The following is a 12,834-nucleotide window of genomic DNA, read 5'->3' as shown; positions in this document are numbered from 1 at the left end:
TGGAAGAATAACCTGAACTGAATGATGATAAAAACCGGTCCTTATAAAGTTGTTTTTTTATCAGAATTATTAATTGAATGCTTTCAGGGATTTTTGACAAAACAAACATGAATTAAAACCAACAACCATTTGACCTTTTAAACCAAATCTTAAACCATTTATCATGCTTAAAAACCTTACAACGAAAACAGTCTTAGCGATTGTATCACTAATTCTGTTGCTGCCAATTTCAACGAGTGCATTTCCTCTTTTGTTGAAGAATGAAGGAGGCAAGTCATTAGAACCACTAACTGAAACAAGGGATTATCCTTTTTCTGAAGATTTTGAAGGCGAAGCTTTTCCTCCCGAAGGCTGGACTATATACAGCCAGCTTGATGTTGCACAGAACTGGACACTTGACTATTGGCAAAACAATACCCCGGGAGGAACCCAATCGGCATATCATAACAGTACTTCGGAAGAACCGTCGGTAGACAACTGGTTGGTGACCTCCCAAATCAGCATTACCTCCGATGGATTTCACCATCTTTCATTCTGGAGTTTTTTGGGCAATAGCTGGTCGTACAAGAAGAACAGCGTGCTGGTCAGCACAGGTAGCCCCGATCCGGCTGACGGTGATTACGTTGAAAAATGGGCAGGGATCTCGAATGATGGATGGATGTGGGCTCATTACTTTATTGATCTCGAGGAATACGTGGGTCAGGAGATTTACATCGCTTTCAGATATGAGGGAGATACCTGGGGGCATACCTGGTATGTGGATGATGTGGCATTAGTTGATGATTCGCCCTTAATAAACCTAAGCACTCTTGAGATTAGCCAGGCGCTGGGAATAAATGGGATGGGCTCAAAATCCTTTATGATAAGTAACCAAGGTATTCTTGATCTCACGTATGATGTTGAGGTTGAGTATTTAAATTCGGATGGTTGGCTTACGGTTGACCCTATTAGCGGGAGTGTGAGTTCACAATGGCAAGATACCGTTTCCATTAATTTTGATGCAGCTGGCCTTGCCCCCGGAACTTACCAGGCAAACCTGAACATTGCTTCTAACGATCCTGTGAATCCAATGGCTACCTTATTGGTAACGATGGATGTGGTAGATGTAAACGTTTACCCATATGTTGAGAGTTTTGAAAGCGAGAATTTCCCTCCAATCGGATGGTCAAATTTTAATACTGATGGAGACGAAACCGAATGGGCCCTGAGTTGGTTTAACACCACCCCTGGCGGGCAATATTCTGCCTATCATGGATTTGGATGGACCCTGCAGGATGGCTGGCTGGTAGCACCTCAAATAACCGTGCCTGAAGAGGGTTTCTTCTACCTCTCGTTTTGGAGTATGGTTGGCGATGCCGCATATTATGCTAAGAACAGCGTACTTATCAGTACCGGTAGTGGAAACCCTATTGATGGAGATTTTGTTGAGGTTTGGACTGTTGAGGAAGTAACAGAAACCTGGGTTCAGCATTTTATAAACATTGAAGCGTTTGCTGGACAGGATATTTATATAGCATTCAGGTATGAAGGGGAGTATGCTCATTATTGGGTAATTGACGATATTGAACTGGGCTTGGAAGTGGATGACTCACCCGTATTTAATGTCAGCACCTTGGCCATAAATCAGACTGTTGGTTTTAACGGGTCTGGAAATAAATCCTTTAAGGTCATTAACGATGGAATTTTGGATCTTACCTTCGATATAGAAACAGAATACCTGGATGGTGAGGGCTGGCTGAGTGTTGACCCGATGAACGGAAGTATTGGAACCTTTTCCTCCCTGGATATTTCATTGGCCTTCGATGCTGCCGGCCTCGAACTTGGCATATACCAAGCGAATCTGAACATTACCAGCAATGACCCATTGAATCCAGAGACGACCGTGGTAGTAACCATTGATGTGAGGGAGGCCCAAGCGGTCAACTTTACCATCATCTACCCCGAATATACTTTCCCCACGGCCATTTCATCCGATGGGATGTATGTTACAGGAAGCCAGTTTGGTGGACTTAACAGCTATTTGTGGACCCTGTTTGGGTCAACGGTTGACTTTTCAGGTGAAGCCCAGGATGTGACTGACAATGGGCTTGTTGTGGGGACCTATAACACTGAGTTTGACTTTGAGGGCATGGATGTAAGCACGGCCGGCTTTTGGAAAAAGGAATCCCAGCAGTGGGAATTTCTGGGAATGAACCCTGAAGTGCCTGAATTCTTTGGCTCTTATTATAACAGTGCGTATGGGGCAACCCATGATTTTGAAACCGTTGTGGGAATGCAGTGGTACGCCGACTGGACTGTAAGGGCTTTCAAATGGACTGAAGAGGAAGGCTATCAGGCGCTTGAACCTTCAGTTGAGTATAATACCCGGGCCAATGGAATCAGTGGCGACGGGAGCGTAATTTATGGCTGGGCTGAGCCCAACTGGACCAGGACCCCCGTGATCTGGTTCAACGATGAGATGATCTTTATTGATAATGCGCAATACGGGGAAAGTTTTGGCGCCTCTGCCAGCGGTAACTTTGTAACAGGTGCTATTGGAATGGGTGGATTCCTCTGGTCGCCTGCTGAAGGTGTAACTCTTTTTGAAAATACCTTGAATCTGGGTAGCATCAGTCCCATGGTTGTTCTGGAGGATGGGACCATATTCGGTTACACCGCCGAAGGTTTTCCGCCATCCCCAGACCTTAGGAGGGCATTCGTACGCCACCCCGATGGGTTTATGCAAACGTTCAATGAATATGTTGAGAGCAGGGGCTGGTTTGAGGCTTCCGATTGGATCTTCTTCAGCATCAATGATGTTACTCCTGATGGGAATGTATTCATTGGAGCAGCCGAGTTGCCATCAGGCGAATGGATAAGTTTCGTACTGAATTTAAACCCCGGAAAGCCAACCATCCAGGTTTTTCCTATGCAATTATCAGAAACACTTGAAATAGAAGGTTCGTCCACACAAAACATAACTGTAAGCAATGTCGGGACTGGAATGCTTTCCTTCAATGCCCTGGTGCAATACACAGCCAGTGAGCCGAAGTACAGGTACTCGCCTCAGGGTGAGCCTTATTTTTCGGGAGACCTGATGCTGGGTAAAAAAGGAACAGGTGTTGCCGGCAATTTGAATAAGAATGAAACAAACAAAAACCTTATGTTGCATTACGACGGGGATAATTTTGATGCCATTGGATTGATTGACGGAGGAACCTTTTATACGGCAATCCGCTTCCCAACGGATATGATAGCTCCGTTTGAGAACTATACCCTTCAGTCGGTGGAAGCTTTTATCAACGACATCCCCACCAGCCTGAAACTGCTTGTTTGGGATGCCGGAACCACCACTGTTCCAGGCCAGATTATCTATGATCAAGTGTTTGAACCCGCAGGTAACAGCTGGAACACCATCGTCCTGGACTCCCCTGTTGAAATTTCAGGAGCAGATCTCTGGATAGGATTTGAGATCACCAATGAAGCTGGTACCTTCATTTTAGGCATTGACGGTGGACCCACGGTAATAGAAGGCAACTGGTTATCATCTGATGGGGCCAACTGGGAGCACCTCTCCGATTATGGCCTGGAAGGGAACTGGAATATTCGTGCAGGGCTAGATTTCAATGGAATGAACTGGCTTACGATGGATGGCAATCATGGAATTATCGAAGAAAGCAATGCATCAGACATGACCCTTTCCTTTGATGCATCAGGGCTTGAATCCGGAACCTACACGGCTAACATCAGGATCTCAAGCAATGATGTGGATAATCCTTTGGTTATCATCCCGGTAGACCTTGAAATAGAACCCGATAATACTTCAGTGGAGGATCCTGCTTTTGCCGGAATCAGCATTTACCCCAACCCGGCCAGGAATACCGTTTATATCGCTGCCCTCGAAAAAATGATAAGATTTGAGGTCATCAATATGCTCGGGCAAACCTTTTATTCAAAGGAAGTCAATGATCAAAAGGCTGAATTTAATGTAGCTGGAATGGAAAACGGGATGTATATGATCAGGGTGTTTTATCCCAAAGGTATTTCTACCCATCGCATGCAGGTAACAGGACAATAAAAGTAATTTTCTCTTCATAGTCATAGGAAAAGGGAGGCATTGTGCCTCCCTTTTTTTTGCCCTTTGGAAAAAAGACAGGAAGAACATTGTTTATGACTGCCGGTCATTTGCTTCCTGAATTATTGTAATTTTGCCTTCCTATCTGCCTATGGCCGGAAAAATCAACATAAAGAACAAAAAGGCAGGCTTTGAATATTTCCTTCTGGAGAAGTTCACAGCTGGCATTGTGCTGACGGGTACCGAAATCAAATCGCTTCGGGCCGGCAAGGCCAGCATCAATGAGGCCTATTGTGCCTTTATGGGCGATGAACTGTTTGTGAAGAATATGCACATTGCCGAATATGAATACGGCACCTACAATAACCACGAGCCCAAACGCGACCGCAAGCTTTTGCTCACCGCCCGCGAACTCCGCAAACTCAAAACCAAACTGGCCGAAAAAGGCCTGACTCTGATCCCAACCTTCTTTTTCATTAATGAACGCGGCCTGGCAAAACTCGAAATCGCCTTGGGGAAAGGGAAAAAGCTATACGACAAGCGCGAAACCCTGAAGAAAAAAGACGTGCAACGTGAAATGGAACGAAATGTTTAAGTTAAAAGTTTAAGGTTCAAAGATCCAGGATTCTGATTACACCACAACCTTATACCTGTTCCATTAATCCATGAACCCTAATCCCTAATCCTTTGCTTCGTCCGGTTTATCCTTTGGTTTGAATGTGTATTTAATGTTTGGATCTGTTGAGAAACGGCCAGGTTCACCGGGAGGGCTGCTGTTGTCTTCCTCCAGCGAGCGGATGACCCTTTCGGCGAAGTCATCACCAGGTTCTTCTTCCTCTTCTTCCATTTCCCAGTCATATCGTTTGCGCTGGGGGCCGTATTGTTTGAAGTGCAAGGCGAGGATAAGTCCCGAAATCGAGCCCATCAGGTGTGACTCCCAGGAGACGCGCTCGCGAATGGGGAACAGGCCCCATACCATGCTTCCGTAAAGGAACACCACAAGCAGCGATATGGCCATCAGCCTTGGGTGACGCCTGATCACCCCGCTGACAAAAAGAAAAGCGGCCAGGCTGTAAACCACGCCGCTGGCCCCGATGTGCCAGGCATCGCGCGCAAACACCCAAACCCAGGCCCCGGTAATTATGGCTGATAGTACCAGAACGGTTTTAGCTACCTCACGGTAAAAATAAAACAGCGTGGTACCCAGAATGAGGATGGGGATGGAGTTATTCAACAGGTGTTTCAGGTCGCCGTGAATGAATGGTGACAGCAAGATACCCGGCAATCCCCTGGCTTCCAGGGGGAAAATACCAAAACGTGAAAAGTCAAAATCAAAAAAAATCTCTACAGACTTGACAATCCACATCACTACCACAAAGGCCAGAGGAATTACCATGCTTCGCAGCAGGCGGTTTTTCTCATGTTTGTGGGCATCGCTATGGAGCAGGAAATCATTCAAGTCGCTTCAGCTTTTGGATGAAATGAGAATCAAATGTAAGGACATTGCCATTCTGAAACAAAGGATAGACAAAGGTTTTTAAATTTTATTGGGCTTTTTGGGATGAAAACCCTTAAATTTGAAGCCTTGCAAACGGCCTCTCTTGTTGAGAATGCCTTTTGCGTCCTTGATCATCTTAATTCTTTTAAACAATAGAAGGGTTAATTTGGTTTAATTTTTGCTATAGATAATATTATCTGCAACCAACCGATTTTGTTATTAAATACCCACATAGAATGAAATTCCATTTTGTTTTCCGCAGGAGTTTACTCATCCTGACCGCCTTCCTGGTGCTTTTCGTACAATCCTCCTTTGGACAGGTCGATAACCTGCAATTTGAAAAGATGGCCCGGGTGCTCCAGGTCGTTAAACTGGCCTATGTTGAGCCTGTTGATGAAGAGAAAATTGTTGAGGATGCCATCAAGGGTCTCCTCAAGGAACTCGATCCCCACAGCGTATATCTTTCGGCCGAAGAGCTGAAGGAGGCCAATGAACCCCTGCAAGGCAGCTTCGAAGGAATTGGCGTTCAGTTCAACATCATTAACGACACCATTGTTGTGGTCAGCCCTGTTCCGGGTGGTCCTTCCGAAAAGGTTGGCATCATGCCTGGCGATAAAATCGTTTCCATCGATGGAGAAAAATCTACTGGTAGTGAAGTAAACAACCAATATGTGATGGACCGGCTGCGGGGCGAGCGTGGCTCAAAAGTGTCGGTGGGCATCTTCCGTCGCAGCAGCCGCGATATTCTTGACTTCGTCATCACCCGCGATCGTATCCCTATTAACTCTGTGGACGCTTCCTTTATGGCTGCCCCGGGAATTGGCTATATCAAGCTCAACCGTTTCTCACGCACAACTATGCGCGAGTTTTATGAGGCCATGAGTGGCCTTTCAAAACAAGGTATGGAACACCTGATTCTAGACCTGAACTATAACTCGGGCGGATACCTTGATGTGGCTATTGATCTGAGCGATCAGTTTCTTGAAGACAATAAAATGATCGTCTATACGGAAGGCCATGCAGCGCCTGTTCAGGAGCGTTTCAGCACTTCACGCGGCGCTTTTAAGAAAGGGAAACTGGTGGTGCTTATCAACGAGGGCAGCGCTTCCGCCAGCGAAATCCTCGCCGGCGCCATCCAGGACTGGGACCGCGGGTTGATCGTAGGTCGACGTTCCTTCGGAAAAGGACTCGTGCAGCAACCCTTTAACCTGCCCGATGGCTCAGCAATCAGGCTCACAACAGCCAGATATCATACACCTACCGGACGTTCTATCCAGAAGCCTTATGATGAAGGCAATGACAAATACTTTGAAGATCTGACTCAGCGCCTGCGCATGGGTGAATTGGTTAGCCCCGAGAACATTACCTTTCCCGATTCGCTGAAATACTTTACCAAAGTCAATAAACGTGAAGTATATGGCGGGGGCGGCATCATGCCCGATGTATTTATCCCCCTCGACACTACCCGGGCTTCTGAGTTCTATTCCAGGCTGGTCCGCCAGGGGGTGATCAACTCTTTTGGTATTGAATATGCCAACGACAACCGTGTCCAGCTCCAGGCAAGCTACCCCGATGTTAATACATTTATTCAAAACTTCAAGGTGGATGACCGCCTGCTGAACGATTTATATGCTTACGCCGAAAAACAGGACATCACTCCTGGTGAGGAAGACCTCGCGGAAACCCTCCCCTATCTTAAGATTCAGCTTAAAGGCCTGGTTGCGCGCAACCTGTTCGATTTCAGTGCCTACATCCAGGTAGCCACCGAAATGGACGATGCCTTCCAGAAAGCCGTTCATTTGATACAGAGCGATACTTTTGATGAAATGAAAATACAGTATCGGTAATGGGCATGGGGCAAGGATTTTTAATTAATAATTGATGATCTAAGTTTCATGGAGAACCTTGCCCGGTTTTCCTAAAAAAGGTATTTGCAGAAGGAAGTTAAGTCGGGGAAGACCTGGTTACCATTGTGGCTGAGTCTTTCCAGCGACTGGTGTCCGCGCGAGATAAAGACCATGTCAATGCCTAGTTGACTGGCTACCTCTGCATCGTGCAGGGTGTCACCTACCATGATGGTTTTTTGAGGATCCAGTCCTTCACGTTCAAAAAGCCGGTGGCCGAGGTGAGCTTTTGAAAAGGCCAGGTTATCCTCAAGGCCACAGATGTCATCAAAGAATTCATCCACCTCCAGATCCTTTACCGATTTAAGCAAGGCATTTTTTTCCATTGCCGATAGGATAAATTGCCTGTATCCTTTTTGGCGTAAAGCACCGAGGATTTCCCTGGCGTCGGGAAACAGCCCTGCAAGGGGCAATAAACGCTTGTAATGCACGATATATTCTTCGGCGGGGGTCTCAAAGGGTTCAATGCTGAAATCGAATCCTGCAGCCTCATAATAGTCTCTGACAGGAAAAGTGAAGATCTCCCGGTAGCGTATCATGTCCAGCGCGGGTATGTTGCGTTTTTTCAACAGGGTGTTCATTCCCTGGAGGCAGATGTCCGCATCGTCGAGCAGGGTTCCGTTCCAGTCCCACAGGATAATCTCTTTATTCAAGGGCATATTTTTTTTGTTTCAAAGTTAGGTGCTTGTTCCCTAACTGCAAAATGCCGGGGAAAAAGTATCTTTGTAAAAATTATGGCGTATGAGCATCACCCTTTTTCTAATTATCCTCACCGTTTTGGTGTCCTATACAACATTCCGAAACCGCCTGGCCTTCGAAAGGATGAAGTTCAACGCTTACGAGATCAGGCAACACCGCTCGTGGCACCGGTTTTTCTCCTATGGCCTCCTTCACGCCGACTGGATGCACCTGTTGGTGAATATGTTTGTGTTGTATTCATTTGGCAGCCTGGTTGAAGAGATCATCGTGGCTGAATTTGGCGGGACAGGCCGTTTGCTCTATGCGCTCCTGTATATCTCCGCCCTCTTTTTCAGTGTGCTTCCCTCCTATTTCAAACACCGAAAAAACTATTATTACAATGCCGTAGGCGCCAGTGGTGCCGTATCTGCCATTCTGTTTGCGAGTATCATTCTGCACCCCCAGGGAAGTGTTTATTTTATGTTTATCCCTGTTCCCATTCCGGCCGTGATTTTCGGGGTTTTTTATCTGGGTTATTCTGTCTGGATGGCCAGGCGGGGTGCTGACAACGTGGCCCACGATGTACATTTCTGGGGTGCTGTATATGGGATTCTTTTCATCGCCCTGATACACCCTGAATTTATCAGAAACTTCCTACGGTATATTTTTTAACGCTGAGAGTCTTATGCCAAGTAAGATATCGTTCAATGGTAAACTGTTGGATCGTGATGGCTTCGGGCTTTCACTGGCAAATCGTTCATTTCGTTATGGCGATGGGCTGTTTGAAACCATCCGGGTCGAAAACGGGAAAGTCCTATGGGCTGAAAGACATTTTCAGCGCCTCTCAAAAGATTCAGGCTTGCTGAAAATGGAACTTCCCAGTGGCTATGATCAGGAAAAGTTTGCCCGGGATATTCTGAATCTTTACAGGGAAAACCATAAGGAGGACGAACCCGCACGGGTCAGGTTTGCCCTGTTTCGCCAGGAAGGGGGCTTTTATACACCACAACTAAATGGGGTGGATTACCTGATTGAAACTTCCCCCCTCAAAAGCGCTTATTACAGCCTCAATAAGAAAGGCTTGCTTGTTGACATCTTTGAGGATTACTATAAATCCTGTCATGCATTAAGCAACATCAAAAGTTCAAGTGCACTGGTCTATGTGATGGCCGGGATCTTTTGCAAAGAAAAGGGCCTGGACGATTGTCTGCTGATCAATGATGAACGCCTCCTGGCTGAAGCCACCAGCTCAAACCTGTTTCTGGTAAAAGATAAGCGAATAGTGACCCCATCGCTTGACCAGGCTTGCGTGGAGGGTGTCATGCGATCGGTAGTCATCGATCTGGCAAGAAGCCAGGGCATCGGGGTGGAAGAACGCCCCCTTGAGTCTTTCGAATTGTCAGATGCCGACGAGATATTTCTCACCAATGCCATCTCAGGCATTCAATGGGTGGTAGGTTTCCGTGAAAAACGCTTTTACAACAAAATGGCCAGGACTTTGGAAGGATTGCTGAATCGTGCAGCCAGGGACTATGTTCTTAAACACCATTAAGCTATTTTTTTCCCTTTTTTAATATTTTTCATATTTATTTAAGTATATGGAAATCAATACTATTGACATATCACGGTAATAGTTAATACGGAGTTAATACGGAGTTTATACGGTTTAAACCGTATAAACTCCGTATTAACTCCGAACCTGGTTGCTGCTTCTTCCCTGTTTCAGACGAGGGGCCTTAGCCATTTTTTTACTGGAAATTTAAGCAGGAAATTAAGCTGTCAGGATAAGTTCTTAAAAAAAAACAACTCCGGAGCCTTCGGTTTGCTGAAGGGCAAATTTTATAAAAAAGTTGCCGGGAAAAATCCGGGTGTTGCTTACCAGGTAAACATCAACAGGCTGACAGCCATCAGGGCCATCCCCGCGATGAGGCCATAAATGGAAAGGTGGGGTTCGCCGTATTCGCGGGCCGCAGGAAGCAGGTTGTCGATGGAGATGAAAACCATGATACCAGCCACAGCACCAAAGAGAAAACCAAAAACCGAGTCGCTCATAAACGGCATCAGGACAAGATAACCGACTATGGCTCCAATAGGTTCGGCCAGCCCGGAAAGGAAGGAATATTTGAAAGCCTTGCGCTTGCTGCCAGTGGCATGATGGATGGGCACTGAAATGGCGATGCCTTCAGGGATGTTGTGGATGGCAATGGCCACGGCAATGGGGATGCCCAGCGAAAGATCCTGCAAGGCTGCAACAAAGGTGGCTAGGCCTTCGGGGAAGTTGTGAATGGCAATGGCAAAGGCCGAGAGGATACCCATGCGGTAAAGCTTGCTCATTTTGGTTATTTCAGCAGGCTGATTCTTCATTTCTTCCACCATTTTGATTTCGTGGGGGTTCTCAAAAGAAGGAACCAGTTTGTCGATGATGGCAATAAAAACCATTCCTGTAAAAAAAGCCAGCAGGGTCAGCAAATATCCGTGTCGTAGGCCATGCTCAATGATAAGGATCTCCTTGGCCTTAAAAAAAATCTCAACAAAGGATACATAGATCATCACGCCTGCCGAGAAACCAAGGGAGACTGACAGGAATTTTTTGTTGGTTTTTTTTGCGAAAAAGGCTATGGCACTTCCGATACCTGTCGAGAGGCCGGCAAAAAGGGTCAGCCCAAAGGCAATCAACAGCTGACAATTGTCGGAATAGCAATCGGCAATATTTTCCACGGTCAATGGTGTTTAATATCTTTTGTTGGCAGAAAATTTTCGCATTCTTCCAGAATCGTTTTTTTTAGGCCGGCGGCATCAAAGCCACATTCGGCGTATAACTCTTCGAGGGTTCCCTGTTCAACGAAATAGTCAGGTATTCCCAGCCTTTTTACAGAGGCCTGATAGCCGTTGTCAGCCATAAATTCGATGACGGCGCTACCCATACCACCAGCAAGGGCATTATCCTCAATGGTGATTACATTGCTGAAGTTTCTGAAGACATGGTGAAGGAGGTCCTCGTCGAGAGGTTTCAGAAACCGCAGGTCGAAATGAGCCAGGCTGAGGCCGGTGGTTTTTCCGAGCTCCTGAGCAGTCTGCAAAGCAATATTTCCAACGTGGCCGATTGAAATGATGGCGGCGTGATGGCCTTCCTTAAGTTGTCGTCCCTTGCCTATGGGCACTTTGGCAAAAGGGCGCTGCCAGTCGGTCAGCACCCCATTCCCGCGTGGATAGCGTATAACAAAGGGTCCTTTTGGTTTAAGCTGGGCGGTGTACATCAGATTGCGCAACTCCACTTCATCCATAGGGGCAGAGAGGATAATGTTGGGGATACAGCGCAGGAAGGACAAGTCGAAAGCACCATGATGGGTGGCGCCATCTTCACCAACAAGTCCGGCGCGGTCGAGACAGAAAATCACCGGGAGGTTCTGGAGGGCAACATCATGGATCATCTGGTCGTAGGCCCGCTGCAAAAAGCTGGAATAAATATTGCAATAAGGGATGAGTCCCTGGGCTGCCAGACCCGCAGAGAAAGTAACCGCGTGCTGTTCAGCAATGCCGACATCAAATCCCCGTTCAGGGATTTCCTTCATGAGGATATTCAGTGAGCAACCGGTAGGCATGGCGGGGGTAATGCCAACAATCTTTGGGTTTTGCCTGGCCAGCTCAAGAATGGTCTTTCCAAAAACGGTCTGGTACTTGGGTGGTTTGTTTTTTTCTTCGGGGCTCACCACGCTTTGCCCGGTTAGCTTATCAAAGAATCCGGGCGCATGAAAGCGGGTCTGTTCTTTTTCGGCAAAAGAATAGCCTTTCCCTTTCACTGTGTTTACGTGCAAAAGCTTTGGGCCTTTAATGTTTTTCAGGTCACTGAGGATGCGGGTGAGGTGATTCACATCGTGACCATCGATGGGACCGAAATACCGGAAATTGAGCGATTCGAAGAGGTTGCTTTGCCGGAATACGGCAGTTTTAATTGCTGTCTCAACTTTCTGGATCACACCACGCGCATCAGGGCCATATTTGCTAAGGGCCCCCAGGGTATTCCATATTTCATCCTTCAGGCGGTTGTAGGTCCAGGAGGTGGTAATATCGGTAAGGTATTCCTTGAGCGCACCAACACTGTTATCAATGGCAATGCCATTATCGTTAAGGATGACCAGGATGTTGGTATTGGAAACGCCTGCGTGGTTGAGTGCTTCGAATGCCATCCCGGCCGTTAGGCTCCCATCGCCAATGACCGCAATGTGCTGACGGTCCTCTTCTTTTCTTAATTGCGACGCCATGGCCATCCCCAGGGCGGCGGAGACGCTGGTTGAAGAATGCCCTGTACCAAATGCATCATAAGGGCTTTCAGACATTTTGGGAAAGCCACTGATTCCTTTATAGCGGCGGTTGGAATGAAACTGCTCGCGTCTTCCGGTCAGAATCTTATGGGGGTATGCCTGATGACCTACATCCCAGATGATCTTATCGTAGGGGGTATTAAAAACGTAATGAAGGGCAACGGTGAGTTCGATAACACCCAGGCTGGAGGCAAAGTGGCCGGGATTGGTGCTGACCGATTCAATGAGGAACTGCCTAATCTCCCCGCAAAGAGTAACCAAATCGTCCTGCGATAGTTTCTTCAGGTCGCCCGGCGATTGGATTCCATCCAGCAGAGAGATTTTTGAGTAGTCAGCCATTGTAATATAAGCAGGTTTTACACTGGCAAAGATAATTAA

The 12,834-nt window shown here is 46.9% G+C and carries 9 protein-coding genes; 5 read left to right on the top strand and 4 right to left on the bottom strand.

What is annotated here, in order from left to right:
* The first annotated feature begins 253 nt into the window (after window positions 1–253).
* Both V2I46_07250 and smpB read left to right on the top strand, forming a co-directional pair.
* Window positions 254–4,057 carry a choice-of-anchor J domain-containing protein gene (locus tag V2I46_07250; protein MEE4177288.1) on the top strand — a complete coding sequence of 1,268 codons (3,804 nt, stop codon included), beginning with the start codon at window positions 254–256 and terminating at the stop codon, window positions 4,055–4,057.
* Between the two features lie 148 nt (window positions 4,058–4,205).
* The gene (gene smpB, locus V2I46_07245) at window positions 4,206–4,649 is read left to right on the top strand and encodes an SsrA-binding protein SmpB (GenBank protein MEE4177287.1); all 444 of its coding nucleotides are present in this window, start codon (window positions 4,206–4,208) and stop codon (window positions 4,647–4,649) included.
* 84 nt (window positions 4,650–4,733) lie between these two features.
* Here the strand turns inward: smpB and V2I46_07240 are convergent, their stop codons facing one another.
* Window positions 4,734–5,513, bottom strand: coding sequence for a rhomboid family intramembrane serine protease (locus V2I46_07240; protein ID MEE4177286.1), 780 nt, complete (start codon window positions 5,511–5,513; stop codon window positions 4,734–4,736).
* Between the two features lie 275 nt (window positions 5,514–5,788).
* Here V2I46_07240 and V2I46_07235 point away from each other — a divergent pair, with 275 nt between their 5' ends.
* A complete protein-coding gene (locus tag V2I46_07235; GenBank protein ID MEE4177285.1) occupies window positions 5,789–7,399 on the top strand; it encodes a S41 family peptidase in 1,611 nt (536 codons plus the stop codon).
* A 71-nt stretch (window positions 7,400–7,470) separates the two neighbouring features.
* Here V2I46_07235 and V2I46_07230 read toward each other — a convergent pair whose 3' ends face one another.
* A complete protein-coding gene (locus tag V2I46_07230) occupies window positions 7,471–8,109 on the bottom strand; it encodes an HAD family hydrolase (GenBank protein MEE4177284.1) in 639 nt (212 codons plus the stop codon).
* An 88-nt stretch (window positions 8,110–8,197) separates the two neighbouring features.
* On the opposite strand from V2I46_07230, the gene V2I46_07225 reads away from it, so the two are divergent.
* Both V2I46_07225 and V2I46_07220 read left to right on the top strand, forming a co-directional pair.
* Complete coding sequence (locus V2I46_07225) at window positions 8,198–8,806, top strand: rhomboid family intramembrane serine protease (protein MEE4177283.1); 609 nt, start codon at window positions 8,198–8,200, stop codon at window positions 8,804–8,806.
* Between the two features lie 13 nt (window positions 8,807–8,819).
* On the top strand, window positions 8,820–9,686 hold the full coding sequence (locus V2I46_07220) for an aminotransferase class IV (protein ID MEE4177282.1): 867 nt from the start codon (window positions 8,820–8,822) through the stop codon (window positions 9,684–9,686).
* 323 nt (window positions 9,687–10,009) lie between these two features.
* On the opposite strand, the gene zupT is transcribed toward V2I46_07220, so the two are convergent.
* Window positions 10,010–10,852 (bottom strand): zinc transporter ZupT, encoded by an 843-nt coding sequence (gene zupT / locus V2I46_07215; GenBank protein ID MEE4177281.1) that lies wholly within the window; start codon window positions 10,850–10,852, stop codon window positions 10,010–10,012.
* Window positions 10,853–10,854: 2 nt separating this feature from the next.
* A complete protein-coding gene (dxs, locus tag V2I46_07210; protein ID MEE4177280.1) occupies window positions 10,855–12,795 on the bottom strand; it encodes a 1-deoxy-D-xylulose-5-phosphate synthase in 1,941 nt (646 codons plus the stop codon).
* Window positions 12,796–12,834: the final 39 nt, after the last annotated feature.

The organism is Bacteroides sp. (assembly GCA_036351255.1).
Classification (GTDB): Bacteria; Bacteroidota; Bacteroidia; order Bacteroidales; family UBA7960; genus UBA7960.
This window is presented reverse-complemented; position numbering and strand designations above follow the sequence as displayed.

Excerpts from the sequence above, each read along its gene's own strand:
- V2I46_07235 (MEE4177285.1), top strand. The coding sequence starts at position 5,789 with ATGAAATTCCATTTTGTTTTCCGCAGGAGTTTACTCATCCTGACCGCC.
- V2I46_07220 (MEE4177282.1), top strand. The coding sequence starts at position 8,820 with ATGCCAAGTAAGATATCGTTCAATGGTAAACTGTTGGATCGTGATGGC.
- V2I46_07225 (MEE4177283.1), top strand. The coding sequence starts at position 8,198 with ATGAGCATCACCCTTTTTCTAATTATCCTCACCGTTTTGGTGTCCTAT.
- dxs (MEE4177280.1), bottom strand. The coding sequence starts at position 12,795 with ATGGCTGACTACTCAAAAATCTCTCTGCTGGATGGAATCCAATCGCCG.
- smpB (MEE4177287.1), top strand. The coding sequence starts at position 4,206 with ATGGCCGGAAAAATCAACATAAAGAACAAAAAGGCAGGCTTTGAATAT.